Source organism: Mesorhizobium sp. M8A.F.Ca.ET.218.01.1.1, from assembly GCF_004791165.1.
Taxonomy (GTDB): Bacteria; Pseudomonadota; Alphaproteobacteria; order Rhizobiales; family Rhizobiaceae; genus Mesorhizobium.
Genome location: NZ_SRUZ01000014.1, coordinates 68,168 through 85,451, shown reverse-complemented (window position 1 = coordinate 85,451; position 17,284 = coordinate 68,168). Strand labels below are relative to the sequence as shown.

Annotated in this window: 8 protein-coding genes and 1 tRNA gene; all 9 read left to right on the top strand. The window is 57.3% G+C overall.

Annotation, left to right across the window (positions count from 1 at the left end):
* Positions 1–49: 49 nt before the first annotated feature.
* The 9 genes from EN861_RS33240 to EN861_RS33195 all read left to right on the top strand — a co-directional run bounded on the left by EN861_RS33240 (position 50) and on the right by EN861_RS33195 (position 17,275).
* Positions 50–126, top strand: a tRNA-Met gene (locus EN861_RS33240).
* Positions 127–337: 211 nt separating this feature from the next.
* Positions 338–1,693, top strand: a complete 1,356-nt coding sequence (locus tag EN861_RS33235) for a hypothetical protein (protein ID WP_135867700.1) — start codon at positions 338–340, stop codon at positions 1,691–1,693.
* Between the two features lie 486 nt (positions 1,694–2,179).
* Entirely contained in the window at positions 2,180–3,016 is an 837-nt protein-coding gene (locus EN861_RS33230) for an NYN domain-containing protein (protein WP_135867699.1), read from the top strand.
* 446 nt (positions 3,017–3,462) lie between these two features.
* Positions 3,463–4,044, top strand: coding sequence for an HNH endonuclease (locus EN861_RS33225; protein ID WP_210235207.1), 582 nt, complete (start codon positions 3,463–3,465; stop codon positions 4,042–4,044).
* A gap of 37 nt (positions 4,045–4,081) precedes the next feature.
* Positions 4,082–5,167 (top strand): RES family NAD+ phosphorylase, encoded by a 1,086-nt coding sequence (locus EN861_RS33220; RefSeq protein WP_135867697.1) that lies wholly within the window; start codon positions 4,082–4,084, stop codon positions 5,165–5,167.
* A complete protein-coding gene (locus tag EN861_RS33215; RefSeq protein ID WP_135867696.1) occupies positions 5,145–6,065 on the top strand; it encodes a hypothetical protein in 921 nt (306 codons plus the stop codon). The genes EN861_RS33220 and EN861_RS33215 overlap by 23 nt, the downstream gene beginning before the upstream one ends.
* 623 nt (positions 6,066–6,688) lie before the next feature.
* Positions 6,689–10,231, top strand: a complete 3,543-nt coding sequence (locus EN861_RS33205) for a helicase-related protein (RefSeq protein ID WP_135867694.1) — start codon at positions 6,689–6,691, stop codon at positions 10,229–10,231.
* Entirely contained in the window at positions 10,225–14,427 is a 4,203-nt protein-coding gene (locus EN861_RS33200) for an ATPase (RefSeq protein ID WP_135867693.1), read from the top strand. Before EN861_RS33205 ends, EN861_RS33200 begins: the two co-directional genes overlap by 7 nt.
* Complete coding sequence (locus tag EN861_RS33195; RefSeq protein WP_135867692.1) at positions 14,411–17,275, top strand: DUF1156 domain-containing protein; 2,865 nt, start codon at positions 14,411–14,413, stop codon at positions 17,273–17,275. The genes EN861_RS33200 and EN861_RS33195 overlap by 17 nt, the downstream gene beginning before the upstream one ends.
* Positions 17,276–17,284: the final 9 nt, after the last annotated feature.

Here is a 17,284-nt window from a genome sequence, read left to right as displayed (position 1 = left end):
TTCATTTGGCGGACAAACCTCTCGCAAGCTCTCGCTTGCAAATCGGTGGCGCGGGGTGGAGCAGCCCGGTAGCTCGTCAGGCTCATAACCTGAAGGTCACAGGTTCAAATCCTGTCCCCGCAACCAATTTCATCATAAATCAATAACCGTCCCGGTCTAACCGGGGCGGTTTTTGCGTTTGAGAGAAACGAAGACTTTCATCCTCCAGCCATCTGATCGCGGCAGTATCCATCAGTCTTCACCAGTCCTCCTGCACGCTCAACAGCACGGTTGCGCCATCGCTTTTGAAAGCGATTCCTATGAGTGACATATGGGACGACCGGCTGGAGGTACACGCATGACACGACGAGAATTCTCCCGCGAGGAGCTCTTCGCTTTGGTCTGGGAAAGGCCGACCAGCGAGATCGCAAAGGAACTCAGCATCTCCGATGTGGCACTCGCCAAGCTTTGCAGGCGCCTGCAGGTCCCCAAGCCACCTCGAGGCTATTGGGCCAAGGTTCAGGCAGGAGGTGGTCCCCGGCGCCCACCGTTGGGTGCCTTCCGCGAAGAGATCGATCGGCGCCGGCGTGAAACCGCACGCATCCAAGCAGCTGGAACTCTCTCCAATCTTCAACAGCTATTCTACAGCGCCGCGATAGCTGACCTGAAGGCGCAGGGCGTCGACGCTGCTGCGGTTACGGGAAACCGACTCCCGAACCTCGATCCGAACCTCGCGGCGCAGCTTTTGCTGCTGATCCAGAACCGCGCCCACGAGTGGATCAAGGAGGGAAGGATCGATGCCCGCTGGAGCCACTCGCTGCAGGGAAGCGCTGCGAGTCTCGTCGGAAAGCTGCTTCCATTCGCCCGGCCCCAGCTTCTCATGTTTGAGAACGAGCAAAGAAACCGGTGGAGCAGCGGGAACGGCCCCGCCGTTCTTGTCCGCCTGACCGCTCCCTTACAGGAGCGGATTGCCTCTCTGGTGCGCATGGTCCGCGAACACCAGCTCCACCATGTGGTGATGCCGCTGACGTCGGCGGACCATTCCTGGTCTGCCCGCTACATCCACACCCCGGATTCGCGCATGTTTCTGGACAGCACCCTTTGCATCTCCGCCTCAGAAATTTGGGTGCAAAGCACGCGACGTGCCTGGCGTGAGGAAGAGCCGCCTGAGTGTATCGGCACCGCCAGATTGGCGCTGCGCGAAATTATGCCGATCGATTACATGCCTATTCGCGAAGTACCCCTGCCTTCCTCCATTACCAGAGCGAGTGTTGCGCCCTACCGCGGTCGGCTCCAAGCACTGATAGACGCGGAGCAGGTATGCGAGATGCTGTCTGGAGCCGCGCGCGCGATGGAGCGAAACGTGCCTAACGATACCCTCGCGCTGGCCGACAGGATCTGGTTCGGCGCCGACCGCCCGTTTCGGTCGGCCCGGGATGCTTGGTCGCGCATCGAAGAAGAGCTGGATCAATGGGAGACGGAGCTCGATGTCGAACGCTCGGCAGTGGCAAAATCAATCCTCGGGATCGATATCGGTGATATCGTGTCTGGGCAGGTACAAGGCCGCAGCGTTCGCATCTCGGTAACTAGCACGGCCGTCTACTCCAGTGAGAAAGGCATCATCTTTGCGGTCGATGGAACTCGCTTTCGGAAGGACGGCACGCTCGGCAAGCAGCAGGACGCGATCAGGCTGTATTTTGCAAATGACGTCTAGGCGGCGTTGCGTGCCCCAGAAGGCAACCCGCCAGCTGTCGTGCACTGGTCGTGCCGCGGCAGGTGCTGTTATGGTTCAGCTTCGATACTCCATCGCTAGCTGAAGCTACGTCTCCAATGCCTGATGACTGGTCGCGGCATCGCTCGTCGACGCCGTGGTGAGATGGCTCGATCGTCACCCGGAGTGGCTTGCGCCCGCCGCAGCCGCGCGGGACAGGCGTGTTTGCGGGCGCTGGTCGGCCGAAACCGATCTTCAGGGAGCGCGAAGTCGCGCGCCTAGGGGCTTGGAGCCCCGGCGATCTGAAGCACGTCGGCATTCCCCGCTACTGTCTAGCACGAATGCGAAAAAAGGGCTGCTCCCGATCGCGCTACAGACCCGCAGCAATGGAGTGATCAGGACTGCTGGGAGCGAGTCTGCTGAACCGCAATCGTGCGCGGATCGCATATAGATGCTATCAATAGATGCGCAGGGAGGACGAACAATCCAATGGAAAATGAGGACCGGGCGCGGACCACGTCTGATCGGCGAATAGCTTTGCTCATCGATGCGGACAATGTGCCCCACGGCAAGATCGCAGCGATACTGGCAGAACTTTCAAAATATGGCACTGCCAATATCCGCCGCGCCTATGGCGATTGGGCAAGTGCCAATCTCAGAAGCTGGAAAGACAAGCTGCACAATTTTGCAATCCGGCCCATTCAGCAGTTCAGCTATTCAGCCGGCAAAAACGCCACCGATATTGCGCTTGTGATCGATGCAATGGAGCTTCTCTACACGCAGAGGCTTGATGCCTTCTGCTTGGCTTCTAGCGATGCCGATTTCACGCCGCTAGTGATGCAGTTGAAGGCAAATGGACACGACGTCTACGGATTTGGGGAACGCAAAACGCCTACACCGTTTGTCAATGCCTGCACGACTTTCCTCTATCTCGATAGCCTCGACGATGCGGAGCAACCGACAACACCTGTAGCCCCCGACGAAGAACCAAAGACCAAAGCGAGATCGGCGACCAGATCTAAGGCACCGGCTGAAAAGCTCGCCGACAAGCGAACCGGCAAGTCTCTATCGCAAGATACGACCCTCATGACGATTCTGCGCGGCGCTGTGGAAGCCACGGCACAAGACGATGGATGGGCAGCTATGTCATCGGCAGGAAGCGCAGCGAAACGACAGGCGCCCATCGATCCACGAAACTATGGAGTGAAGAACTTCCCCGCACTCTTCGCGGCGACTGGCCTTTTCGACATAGTGAAAATGAAGGGTGGGCAGAGCTATGTCGCGGACAAGCGGAACAAGGACCGCTTACCGAAGCCGAACCGATAGGACAAGGAATTCCATCTGAGGCGAGAGGGTGCCGGAAGGCGCGAGCTCGGCAAGGGGGTGCACCGCATCGCTCGAATACTAAGCGGCGGCCAATTCGGCCGGGTCCTTGATCATACTCGGAACTCGCCTAGGAGATTATCGCCGTTCCGAGTCGCTCGGCCGTCTTGGTCATGCCGGCAATGGCTCGGGTGATTACCGAAGGCTGTATCTTGGTCCGCTTGGGAATTCTCTCCGGCGCCCTGACCAGGAGCGCCGACGCACTGGGGGCTCTGGGCATGATAATTGGCCCAAATCCCTTCACTCGGAACTTCAAAAACGCAAACGTTTGTAACTATTTCGCAAAAAGACCATTCCGGTTGCATTTCATGCCCTGTGTGAGACTGTCTTTAACAGGAAAAACAGAGGCTTACATGTCTGCGCCCACTATAGGTTCCATCGAAAGACGCATGGCCGAATTCCGGAGAATTGGGGAACCTGCGTTCCTGGCGAGATACGCCAGGGGCCGGGCGCCGCGTCATTTCTACGTGGCCGACGACACCGGAGATCTCTACCCGATGAAGGCCCTTTGGGCCGCATCACATCGTCCTCGGATCATGCCGGCACGCTTCAAGCCGAAGGACGCAATCTGGGGCTTCGACGCGCTTGGCTACGAGATCGCAAAACTCTCTGCCGGCGCGGTCGCGGAAGCGGCAGCCGCACTTGATGCTCAGGCCGAAGAAGGTCAGCGGTATCGGGCCGAAGTTACCCGCATTAGACGCAATGCCAAGATCGTCGCGGAGGCTAAGGCCCATTATGGCCCGACCTGTCAGGCATGTGGCTTCGATTTCGAGCAGTTCTACGGCGAGCGGGGCAGGGACTACATCGAATGCCACCACGTCGACCCGCTTTCCGGCCAAGACGGAAAGGGCGACGTCACGACCATCGAAGAACTGGCGATGCTCTGCTCCAACTGCCACCGGATGGTGCATCGCACCAACCCGTGCCTGACCATCGAAGAGCTGCGAGAGGTAATCGAGCAAGCCTCGTAGCTACTTATTGGGACGATCAAGACATCCAGAGGAAAGAATGTCGAAACCCGCAGGCCCGCGATGGGTCACCACTAGCGCGCCGGCAGACGAGTCGATTAGACCCGATGGAGTCATCGGACCGTTCCTGACCGTGACGCTTGATGAGATTGACGTCTTCAACGACGCCTTCTCGGATGAGATCGACTCCGACTTTGCTTCAAGTATTTGTTGCTGCGATGCGTGCTACGCTGATTTTCGGGCGCATTGGCCCGACGTCGCGTTTCGGGAGATGGAATTTCAGACGCAATCGATGGAGGTCTTTTACGCGGTCGATCATTCCAGACTGCCGGGGATTTGGAGCCCGGCGGAAATATCGACGCTCCGTCATTTCGTGCAATGCGGGCGATGCATGGAATTCGCGACCCACAACATATGGATCTACGAACATACCTTTAGCGATGCCGAAAAGATCGAAGTCGAGATCGATCAGCTATTGACGATCGGTGATCAGACGCCATTCCTACTGCTCGAACATGAATTTGCCCGTCGCGTTCTTGCTCATATCCGTTCGGCGGTCATCGCGCCGGACACGCTTCCTGCAGGCCAGTCGCTCTATCGCGCGAGAGTTTCATCGAGCATCGCTATTTTGGGGCAGGCTACCGACGCGTTGGTTGCGTATGCGCCGCCCCCGGCTCGCTATGTACAAGAAGGCCGCTTCAACCATGCCGGTACCCCAATGCTTTACCTTGCCAGCACACCTGAAGTTGCCGCTGCCGAGATCGGAATGCCGGGGGAACAGTGCCATATAGCCGAACTAAGGACCCTGCGGGAACTTACTCTTCTGGACCTCGCCAACCTCGATGAGGAGGCCTCGGGGTATGCGTTGATGCGAGCCTTGGCGTCTTCCGCCCTCGTCGCCGCGCCTCGCATCGGTGAAGGTTGGCAGAAGAAGCAGTATGTCTTCTCGCGGTTCGTCGCCGACTGTGCACGTTCGGCTGGATATGACGCTATTCGCTACGCGTCGACCAAAAATATCGAGGGCAAGAACATTGTGATCCTTGCCCCCTCCTTGCCCATAGACGGGATGGTGTCCTTAGTCAGCGTCCGGGAAATGCTAGGACTTGCTGCGGCGAAGCGCTACTAGAGAGGACTTCTTCGTTGTGAATGGTCATAGGGCGAAGGAGAGAAAAACGGAAACTCGTTCAAAACAGGCCACGAATGCCCTGATCGCCGCCCGTGATCGCATCCAGGATTGCCTGATCCACCTCAGGAATTATGCGGACTCGGACGAGAATCTGGAGCATGCCCATGGTCGAGACGAGATGCTCGAGCAGATGCGCGAACATCTTGCAACCCTCGTGGCTCGTGCAATCCGTTCGACGACGGTCCTGCTGGAATTGCTGGATCTTCCCGAGACCCTGACGATCTTCCGCCAAGACTTGACGCAATTTGCGGATCAGCATTCAGCCGTCGAGTATTTCGATGAGTTTATCGGAGTCGAGAATCCAGTCGTGGAGTTCTTGCGCGGCTCCTTAGAGTCGGTAGCGCCGCTGTTCGAGGATTCGTCGGTGACCTTAGAGCTAAGGGGCGTAGCGTTGAAAATCCTGCGAGGCTTGCCGCGATATCTGGAGCTACAAAACACGCTTCCCGGTAAAGAGCATGATGTACAGAACGCGCTGCATGGCATCCTGGGTCTGGCCTTCCCTGATGTAATTCGAGAGGCAGCGGCCCCAAAGCAAACCAAAAGCTACCATCCCGACTTCGCGATCAACTCGATCCGGACCGCAATCGAAGTCAAATTCGCTAAGGATGAGGTTGGGGCCAAGACCGCTGTTGGCGCCCTCTACGAGGATATGCACGGATACGCGAACAGCTCATGGGCTCACTTCATTGGCTTTATCTACATGGCTGGTAACTTCCTGACCGAAGACCAGGTGAAAGCGGAACTGGCGGAATCAAACGCGCCGAAGGAGTGGAGCGTGGTTGTAGTCACGGGCCATACCAAGCCCACGATCAAGAAAGAACAGCCGGGCGTCGAGTGATGGCGATCGTGCTACCTAAGCAACCATTCGCGGCCCTGCGGTGCACTTAGACCTCACCGACCATCGTGCGTTGGGCCACACTCGGGACGCTTCCTTCTGCCGCTGCGTCAGGTTCAGCTTCACGAGGCTGACGCCCCGAGCGGCTGTGTGACGATCCTTCGCGCAAAAGAGAGGCTCGGGAAACCGGCACCAAAGCAGACTGGCCGCCTGTTCGCTCGAGCGCCGTTGCCCCCGGTCAGTGAGGCGACGGACGGCTCCAGAGGAAGCGGGCAGCGGTCCCACGATTGACATAAACCATAAGTCAGGATGCCGTGGACAAGGCGCAAAAAGCGGTGTGCATGGTGCACCATTGTGATGTAGTTTGATGAACTCACGGCTCCCGGGGACGCTTGATGCCTGTCGACAAAGATAAGACGGTTCGCACCTCTATGATCGTGTCGTCCGAGACATATCGAGAGGTTCAGGAACTAGCGGTCGCTAATGACGTGTCCGCCGCCTGGATCATGCGCCATGCACTCCTGGAATTTCTAGAGGCACATCGTGGCGAGAGCGGCCTCCCGCTGCAGGCTTCGCGGCGGTCTGAAGCTCCGAATGGTCGCGCCACGAAGAAGGTCAGATAAGCAATGCGCCTCGAAGAGATAATACCGGGAGCCAGGATAAAGGGTATTCTTGCTGGCGAGATCGTTGAGATCATAGCAGCCCGATCATATGGCGCGGACGCTGTAGAAGTTACGTTTAAGTCTAACGGCGGCGGCGTCGAGCAAACCATTCTGTTTCGCTCATCTGAAGCGACACTTGAGCGAGAGGCTGAGACTCGCCGCTTCGCCTTTGATGCTGATGGCCACCTGATGCGCCTGGCTTCGGAGGCATTGCGTATCCGGCTGGCACATTTGTTTGATCCGTTCCTTGCGGTTCGTTCATCACAGATTGACGCGCTCCCGCATCAGCTCACTGCCGTCTACGGTGAAATGCTGCCGCGCCAGCCCCTGCGATATTTGCTTGCTGACGACCCCGGCGCGGGGAAAACCATTATGGCGGGTCTTTTGATAAAGGAGCTCTTGATACGGGGCGACCTTGAGCGCTGTCTGATCGTCGCGCCGGGCAGCCTGGTTGAGCAGTGGCAGGACGAACTCAGAGACAAATTTGATCTTGCGTTTGACATCCTGACCCGCGACCAACTCGAGGCGGCCGCCTCTGGAAACTCATTCGGCGAGAAGCAGCGCCTTATCGCACGGCTTGATATGATCGCGCGCTCTGAGGAGCTTCAAGCCAAGCTTAAAGCCGCGCCGATGTGGGACCTCATCATCTGCGACGAAGCCCATCGTATGTCGGCCAGCTTCTTTGGCAACGAAGCCAAATACACCAAGCGGTATCAGCTCGGGCAAATGCTTGGTGAACTGGCAAGGCATTTCTTGCTTATGTCCGCCACCCCTCACAACGGCAAGGAAGCCGATTTCCAGCTGTTTATGGGTCTGCTGGACGCCGACCGCTTCCAAGGGAAATTCCGGGAAGGTGCCCGCAAAGTCGATGTCTCTGACATGATGCGACGCCTGACGAAAGAAGAACTGCGCCGCTTCGATGGGACTCCCCTGTTTCCTGAGCGGAAGGCCTACACGATTTCCTACCAGCTCTCGGACAAAGAGGCGGCTCTCTATGAAGGGGTGACCCGGTACGTTCGCGAAGAAATGAACCGGGCTGATCAAATACAAGAAGGCGGAGAGCGAAGGCGCAACACCGTCGGTTTTGCGCTGCAGATTTTGCAGCGCCGCCTTGCGTCGTCTCCGGCGGCTATCCACGAGTCTCTGCGGCGACGCCTTGCGCGGTTAGAAGCACGGCTTGAGGAGGAGAAGCTTCTCAAACGGGGGCGTGACGGCGCTGAAAAGCTTTCGGAAAGGGAGGCTCTCCCGGCTTGGAACGAAGACGACCTTGAGGAAGCGCCAGAGGATGAGGTTGAGGACCTGGAGGAACAGGTTGTCGATCAGGCCACAGCCGCTCGAACCATCGCAGAGCTCGAAGCGGAAATCATTGCGCTCAAGGAGCTTGAATCGCTGGCTCGCGTTCTGCGCAGATCGGGCGAAGACAGCAAATGGCGCGAGCTTGATCAGATATTGGACGACCCGCTTGTCTTCGACCCTGCGAACGATGTTCGCCGCAAGCTCGTCATATTCACAGAATCCCGCGACACGCTCGAATACCTTAGTGCCCGTATCCGCGCGCGCACAGGTGAAGAAGAGAGCGTCGCGGTTATCCATGGCGGAATCCCTCGCGATCGCCGCAGAGCAGCTATCGCCTCGTTCAATGACGATCCCACTGTCCGGTTCTTGATAGCCAATGATGCTGCCGGTGAAGGTGTGAACCTTCAGCGCGGCGCTCACTTGATGGTCAACTACGACCTGCCGTGGAATCCCAACCGCCTGGAGCAGCGGTTCGGGCGCATCCACCGCATCGGGCAAACCGAAGTTTGTCACTTATGGAATCTCATAGCCGGTGAGACGCGCGAGGGGCAGGTTTATGCCCGCCTTCTCGAAAAGCTTGAGACGGCGCGCGAAACGCTGGGCGGCAAGGTCTACGACGTGCTCGGCGAATTGTTCGAAGCGCGCGCCCTTCGTGAAATGTTCATGGAAGCGATCCGCTACGGCGAGCGGCCTGACGTCAAGGCGCGTTTGTTCGAAGCAATAGACGGCGCGGTAGACAGGAAGCGCATTGAAGAGCTCGTGGCCCGTAACAAGCTGACCAAGGAAGGGCTGGATGCGGCAACCATCAATGCCCTGCGCGAGGACATGGAACGGGCGGAGGCACGACGGCTGCAGCCGCGCTATGTAAGATCTTTCTTCGAGGAAGCCTTCGCACTATCTGGCGGCGTAATGCGTCCGCGGGAGTCCGGGCGCTACGAAATCACGCGCGTGCCGGCCATACTGCGAGATCGGGATAGGCAGATCGGGCGCGGTGATCCTGTTCTGCCCCGCTATGAGCGTGTCTGTTTTGACAAGGCCGATATCCCCGGTAAACACCAAGCGGCACTCGTGGCCCCGGGGCATCCGCTGCTCGATTCAGTGATTGACCTGACGATGGAGCGGTACCGAAACCTGCTCACCCAAGGAGCGATCCTCGTTGATGAAAGTGACATGGGCACTGACTGCCGCACGCTTATCTATCTTCAGCACGATATCAAAGATGGACGGATGGCGGCGAACGGCAGGCCGCGCTTGATATCGCAGCGTCTGCAGTTCGTGTTCATCGACGCGAAGTTACAGGTGCATGATGGCGGTGCGGCTCCCTACCTTGACTTCAGGCCGCCCAATGACAGCGAGCGAAAACTGGTTGAAGGGCGCATTCTCAACGCCGGAACCAGCGAAAACACGCAGCTGATAGCGCAGAGCACCCTTATCGAAGATGCGGCGCGCGGCTATGCGATATCCGAGCTTGTGCCGCGCCATCTGGAAGAGGTCCGAGCGCGACGTGTCTATGAGATTGAAAGGACCGAGGCTGCAGTCAAGGAGCGGCTGCGCCGGGAAATACTTCATTGGCAGCACCGCGCCCTGGAGCTCGAAAGGGAAGAACAGGCGGGACGCCAGCAGCGGCTCAATTCACAGAACGCGCGGCGTCACGTTGACCTTCTTACGGACCGTCTTGAGAAGCGTCTCATCGACCTTGCGAAGGAACGCGCCATCGCTCCTCTGCCGCCCGAAATCCAGGGTGCCGCATTAATCGTTCCCATAGGCTGGCTGCTTAAGCAAACCGATGGAACGCAAATTCCTCCGAATGGCATGGCAGAGGATCGCGAGCGCATCGAGAGGCTTGCGATGGACGCCGTCATGGAAAGCGAACGCAAGCTTGGCCGCAACCCTACGGATGTCTGCTCCGAAAATCGAGGCTACGACATCGAAAGCCGCGAGCCGGAAGGTGGAAAGCTTCACTTCATTGAGGTGAAGGGTCGACACGAGGCAGCAGACACAATCACCATCACGCGCAATGAGATGCTAACGGCTTACAATGCCGAGGATGCCTACGTTCTAGCCGTTGTACAGGTGGAAGCCGGATTTGCGCGGCAACCAGTTTATGTGCGCCGCCCCACCGGGCTTTTCGGTCCCGAACCGGGGTTCGCGGAAGTTTCGCGCATCATTAGTCTCAGCAAGATCATCAACGCGGGGGAGACTCCGTGTTAGCAGTGAAACCCGGATATTTCGAGGAGATAAGGAGCAAAGCCGCGAACAGATGGGATCAGCTAGAGCGGGACCCGGAGCTCGCGGGTCCATGGCATCAGCTATTCAGGCAAGTCCAAAGCCCGCGTCATGTCCTGTCCGAGCTCCTGCAGAACGCTGACGACGCGTTCGCGACCGAAGCCAAGGTTCGGATCGAGAACGGCGTGTTCTCCTTTGAGCACAACGGCGAAGATTTTTCGGACGAACATTTCGCCTCGCTCTGCCGCTTCGGCTACTCCAGCAAACGCTCTCTGCATACGATCGGATTTCGGGGAATAGGCTTCAAGAGTACCTTCAGCCTTGGCGATTGCGTTGAGCTTGCTACCCCCAGTCTCTCGGTGGATTTTCTGCGGAAGCGCTTCACTGAGCCGTGCTGGTCACCTGCCGGTACGCGGCAAGACGGAAAGACCTGCATAAGCGTTGCGATCAGTGACCAGCACCGCCAGCATGAGCTTGAGCGCAATTTGGAGGAGTGGCTCTCCAGTCCGGTTTCCTTGCTGTTCTTCAGAAATCTGCGGCGGATCGAAATCAACGGCCACGCCATCAATTGGGGCAGCCTGGGTCCAGGCCCCGTCGAGTGCTCTGAATGGATGGGGATGCATGGAAGTGAAGACAAGCCCGTACTGATTGTTCGCTCGGAGGCGGTCCCATTCCCTGAAGAAGCCCTGGCTGAGATACGCGAAGAGCGGACTCTGTCGGCCGATGAACAAGCCGATTTTCCTGCGAGCAAAGTTGAACTGGTGCTCGGGGTGGAGGGCCGGCTTTTTGTCGTACTTCCCACCGGGGTCAAGACCCAGTTGCCGTTTGCTTGCAATGCGCCGTTCATCGCTAAGCCCGACCGCAATGACATAAAGGACCCGGCAATCTCAGCCACCAATCGATGGCTTCTTGAGCGTGCAGGCAAGCTCGCCGCTTCGGTCATGACGGCCTGGCTTGCTCAAAAAGAGACCAAAATCATCGAGCGGGTTGCCGCCTACGGGCTGTTGCCAGACGTTGATCGAAAGGATTCCTCTCTCGGCGGGATTTGCGGCACCATTGTCGAAGAGACATTCGCCGACGCTGTCGGTGAGCAAGCAATACTTTTGACCGAAACCGGCGATGTCGTTCTGGCTGGTGAGGGAATTATCATTCCTGACATCGTGCTTGATATCTGGTCAGCACAGCAGGCCGCAGAATTCCTAGATGATGATCATCGCCCCATTCTCGCGCATGACATCGCGACCCAGGACAAGGAAAAGCTGGTTCGCTGGAATTTTGTCGAGAAGGTCGACAAGAAGGCGCTGCTTGATGTGCTCAGGCGGCGACATCTGCCCAAGCCTGAGTCCTGGCGCAAGCTACTGACTCTTTGGGCCTACGTCGCTCCCGAGGTCGCAGGCTATTATTTTTCAGCTCCGGACGCTCTGCGCATTGTGCCCGTTCAGGGGCAAGATGTTCTTTATGCCGCAAACGAGGTGGTACGGCTCGGCGAGAAAAAGCTGCTTCAGTCCGATTCGGATTGGCAATTCCTTTCCGGGCATCTCACCGCCGTAAATCAGAATTGGGTACGCTACCTCGCAGATCAGCGTCGTCAGTCTGAAAGCGGCGGCGCCGAGGAACTCAAGAAACACACAGCAGGCGCATATGCGGTCCTTAAGAAAATTGGCCTCGATGATACGAGCAACGCTGATGCTGTCATAAACCGTGTTGCCGCGGAATTCTTCGCCCAAAAGCAGGTCACTCTCGCTGATTGCGTCCGTCTTGCCCAGATCGCGGCCAGGCTTGGTGCATCGGCTGGCGACGCTTTCCGCTTCGTGTCGCGCGGCCGGACGATCCATCCGCTGACTAGCCCGCTCTATTTTGACGAGGATGGGTGGCTTCAGGAACTCATTCCGGAGAACCAGTGGGATGCCGTCATCCTTCATGGCGACTACACCGAGAAATTTGAGTCCTGTTCCGAGGAAGACTGGCTTCGTTGGGTGTCGCATGGCAATGCCCGATTGCTCACGTTCATTCCGCTCACGCAAACCCGCAAGACGATCTATGGGCGCCAGAACGTTCAGCAAGAAGCCGCCAAGCGGGGCTACAAAGGCGATATCACCTATCACTATAAGACCAGTTCTTTTGTCGTAGAGGATTGGGACTTCAAAGAGTCCTTCTGGCTACATTGGGAGGCGGCAGAGAAGGGTGATCCTGGCATCTGGGGCCGGATTGTGGAGCGGCTTCTCATTCAGCGCGAAAGCTACTGGAGCAGCGCAAAATCAGCGCGGCTAAAGCAAGTCGCGACAACAGGCACCGAACGCTCCATTATCTATGAAGACCTCGAACCGAACTGGGCGCGCCGCTTGGGGGAACGCGCTTGTCTTCCAGATACCCACAATATGCATCGTAAGCCGGCGGAGCTGCTACGCCGCACTCCTGAAACGGAAAGCCTTCTCGACATCGAGCCTTTTGTGAATGCGCTTCTTGACCGAGAAGCGTCTCGACCCGTGATGGATTTGCTCGGAGTCCGCCACCAGCCTCACGGGCCGGCCAGTCTGCTTGATCGCTTGCGAGTATACGCCCAGGTCCAAAAGGCACCGATCGCTGATGTCGAGAAATGCTACCGCCGCCTCGACCAGATGGTGGGAACGTGCACCACCGCTGACTTTCAGGAGATTAAGAAAGCGCTTTCTCAAGAGCGATTGATCCTCTCGGAAGGCGCGACCTGGGAAACGATCGACAGTATCTTCTTACTGTCCGATGAGGAGGATGTGCCTGCCGCTGCGGTCATTCGCAGCGCCCTCACCGATCTCGCGCTTTGGTCCCGGCTCGGAGTCCAGCGGCCGACAGCCGAACTCGCGATCGATTGGTTGCAAGGCCTCCCGTCCGGACAACAGCTTTCTGCTGATGACGGACGCCGGGTGCGTGCGCTTCTTGCCCGTTACCCGCAGCGAATTTGGGAGGAGTGCGGTCATTGGCTGAATCTGGCTGGCGAATGGGTTCCGGCCGACACGCTTTCCTACAGCATAACCATGCAGTCTCTCGTTCCGTGGACCAACCTCCATCCTTGGGTGAAGCAGCAGACAGCGGACATGATCAAGCTTCCGGCTGCCACGACCAACGAGTTGCCGTTCTCGGCTGTGCCGTCACTGTCCGCGCATATCGAAGAGCAGTTTCACAAGCAGCCTCAGCAGCCCGCGAAGCCAGTCATCAAGGAGTGGATCGCTGTCCTGGGCTCAGAACTCAGCCGGGCGGTCTTTGACTCTGAGAGTGATGGCCAGAGATTGGCAGCGCTTGCTAAACGCCTTGCCGTGACGGCATGGCAATCCGCGCCCGCTCTCGAAATAATCCCCTATCTGAAGGGTGTACCGGCTGGGTTGCCACGGCGCGCTGATGTCTTGTGGCTGGATAACGTTTTGTACGTTGATGAGCTGCCAAAGGCGCGTTTAGCCCGGCGCGTTCCCGAGGAAATCGCGCGTCAGTTTGGCCGTGCCGATATTAGAGCCGCGCTTGATTACAGCTTTGAGCGACCTGCCAGCGACGTGCGGGAATATCTCGCTGAAAACTTCAATTTGTCGGCACCGGCTGCTGATGAGACAGGCGAGGTCCAGCTGACCTCGGATGGCTTCTCGCCGGAGGACGCTACCTCCTCAGTGGAAGAGCCCGAAGGGCTGACAGAACGGCCCATCGACGAACTGGAGCCATTCGTCCCTGAGGCGGCCAGCACCTCCAATAGCGACGACATCGAGGATGAGCCCGATCCGGTGGCGCGTCCGCAGAACTCATTCGTCCATGCACATTCCGTTCCCAAGCCCAGGAAGCTTGAGATCATGGAGCGCTTTGCGAAATCCCAAGGCTACAAGAAGGACGGGGAGGATCGGTTTTTCCACCCGAATGGCGGATGGATCACCCGCGCGCATGACTCGCGCTTTCCTTGGGAGAGCCGCAGCGCGTCGGGGGACATCCAGCGCTACTACTGGCCAAAGGACCACTGTCTTGAACAGGAGCCGCTCCAGCTTGAGGCGGATGTTTGGTCCCTGATTGATCAGTATCCAAGCACTTACGCACTTGTTCTTTCCGACTCGGAGGGGAACCCGACTGAGGTCTCTGGCGGACGCCTAAGAGCGTTGCTCGAACAGGGCGGGCTTACTCTTCATCCTGCAACATACCGGATAGTCTATAATCATGACCAAAGCTCATAGAAAAAAACTGATAGAGGTCGCTCTTCCGCTGGAATACATTAATCCGGAAGCGCTGCGCCAGAAGAAGAAGGCACCGAAGGGCTACCCCACCTCTATTCATAAATGGTGGGCGCAGAGGCCCCTTGCGACATGTCGCGCCGTCATATTTGCGCAGTTGGTAGATGACCCCTCATCATGGCCAGATCGGTTCCCGTCGGACGCTGACCAAAGGGCTGAACGAGAACGACTTCATAAGGTCATAGAGGCGATGGTTCCTTGGGACGCCTCAAACAACGAGCATATTATGAATGCCGCCAGGTGGGAAATTGCTCGCTCTGTTGCTTGGGGATTGGGCGATGAACCCCCGAGTAGGAATGAACCCAATTCGATACTCAAATATTTGCAAGAGAAAGCACCAGCTATCTATGACCCGTTCAGCGGCGGCGGGTCGATTCCCCTTGAGGCACAGCGATTGGGTCTTCGCGCATTCGGCTCCGACCTCAATCCTGTGCCGGTTCTGATATCAAAAGCTCTTATCGAGATACCACCGAAATTTGCAAATTGGAGCCCGGTGAATCCTTCTCGTGATGCCCATCGAAGGTGGAAAAATACAGAAGGGCTTGCGGCGGATATTAGGCACTACGGCGAATGGATGCGGCTGCAAGCAGAGCAGCGTCTTGGTCACCTTTATCCAATGGTGACCTCTTCATCCGGCGCTGACGCTCCTGTAATTGCTTGGCTATGGGCGCGGACAGTGGTGTCACCTGATCCTGCGGCGAAGGGTGCACATGTTCCTTTAGTATCGTCTTTTATCTTGTCATCAAAGAAGGATAAAAATTCTTGGGTCGAGATTGTACGAGACCAACGTTCCCCTGACGGCTGGCGATTTGAGGTTAAGACCGGAACGTTGCCAGCGGAAAGAGAGCGTGAGTTAAGAAACGGGACGGTAGAGCGCAGCAAAGGGGGTACCTGCATATTAACCGGTTCGCCAATGCCCTTTTCCTATTTGCGTGAGCAAGGAAGGGCTGGAGCACTTGGCATTCGCCTTATGGCTATTGTTACTGAAGGAACCCGTGGGCGGGAATATTTGGCTGCCGACCAACGACACGTTGATGCAGCGGCGGTACAAGCCCCAGCCGACACGCCCAGCGGAGAGATAAGTCATTGGCCGGGAAGGACCAATGTTGTGGAGTATGGGATCACGCAGTGGGACCAACTCTACACCTCGCGGCAGCTGGTCGTTCTTATGACAATGTCCGACTTGGTAAGTGAGGCGAGATTAAGGGTGCTTGCCGATGCCGAGGCCAGCGGAATGCTTCCCGGCTTCCCACTAGCTGAGGGTGGCGCTGACTCAATTGCTTACGCGGACGCCGTTGCCACATATCTTGCATTCGTGGTCGACAGAATGGCTGCTTACGGCTCTACACAATCGACATGGTTGCCCAAGGACAACGCCATAAGATCAGCATTCAACCGGCAGGCACTTCCAATGACATGGGATTTTGCCGAGCCCAATGTTCTGGCTAAATCCAGTGGCGCTATAGACACTTGCATTGGAGTAATATCGGCCTGTGTTGAAGCGTGTAGCTGCGCAGGTACGGGTAATGTCGGCTTGGCAAACGCGGCAAACGGTTTGTACGATCTTCCAGATAACGTGGTGATATCAACCGACCCACCGTATTACGATAACGTAGGTTACGCAGATCTCTCTGACTATTTCTTCGTTTGGCTACGCCGCTCATTACGAGAGGTTTGGCCAGATTTGTTTAGGAGAATGCTCACTCCGAAAGATGAAGAGCTCATTGCAAAGCCTTATCGACATGAAGGGCAAGACGAAGCAGAGTCGTTCTTTTTGGGTGGGATGCGACGCGCCTTAACGAATATCATCTCGGCATCTAGCGCGAGCGCCCCAGTCACAATTTACTATGCATTCAAACAATCTGAAGTCGCCGAAGAGGGCTTAACTTCTCCTGGCTGGGCCACATTCTTGCAGGCCGTTTTTGACGCGGGTTTTGCTGTCGATGGCACTTGGCCGGTGCGCTCCGAGGGCGAAGTCCGCATGAACTCAAACGCGGCTAATGCACTTGCCTCCTCAATTGTTCTTGTTTGCCGCAAACGGCTTCCGACCGCCGCGGTTGCAACTCGCCGGGAGTTCGTCGCGCGCTTGAAACGAGAAATGCCTGACGCCATTGAGAGGATTAAAGAAGCTGGAGTAGGTCCTGTGGATATGGCGCAGTCAGCTCTTGGCCCTGGGATGGGCATATTCACCGGCTATGGGAAAGTCTTGGAGCCGGACGACTCCGAAATGACCGTTCGTACGGCCATCGCGCTTGTCAACGAAGTGCGAGAAGAGATTCTGGGTGAGGAGGACGCTCACTACGATCCCGAGACACGGTTCTGCGTAGATTGGTTCCAGGCCTTTGGCATTTCCGACGGCAAATCGGGAGACGCAATAGGAATGGCGAATGCCTACAACTTGGGGCTCGCTGATCTTGAACAGGCTGGAGTTTTTTACGCGAAGGGGGGAGTGGCGCGCCTGCTCAGACGGAGCGAACTTCCTGCCAACTGGAACCCGGCAACCGACAAACGCCTCACGCACTGGGAGTGTGCTCAGCATCTCATACGCATCCTTGAGGCAAAAGATGGCAGCGAGTTGTCGGCGGCTCGGCTTGTAGCGGCGATGAATCCTGAGGATGCGCAGGCTGCCAGGACGCTTGCTTACCGCCTCTACGACATTTGTGAGAAGAAGGGATGGGCTCAGGAAGCGCAGGTCTACAACCTGCTCGCGGAAGAGTTCCCTCACCTTGAAGAAGCGGCACTTGAATTTGAGAGCGAACGCGGGCCGGCCCAGGCCGTGTTGGACCTCTAAGGGGAAGAT

Bases quoted from the DNA above. Each gene is read 5' to 3' on its own strand.
- EN861_RS33235 (WP_135867700.1), top strand. From the start codon at position 338: ATGACACGACGAGAATTCTCCCGCGAGGAGCTCTTCGCTTTGGTCTGG.
- EN861_RS33230 (WP_135867699.1), top strand. From the start codon at position 2,180: ATGGAAAATGAGGACCGGGCGCGGACCACGTCTGATCGGCGAATAGCT.
- EN861_RS33225 (WP_210235207.1), top strand. From the start codon at position 3,463: ATGGCCGAATTCCGGAGAATTGGGGAACCTGCGTTCCTGGCGAGATAC.
- EN861_RS33220 (WP_135867697.1), top strand. From the start codon at position 4,082: ATGTCGAAACCCGCAGGCCCGCGATGGGTCACCACTAGCGCGCCGGCA.
- EN861_RS33205 (WP_135867694.1), top strand. From the start codon at position 6,689: ATGCGCCTCGAAGAGATAATACCGGGAGCCAGGATAAAGGGTATTCTT.
- EN861_RS33195 (WP_135867692.1), top strand. From the start codon at position 14,411: ATGACCAAAGCTCATAGAAAAAAACTGATAGAGGTCGCTCTTCCGCTG.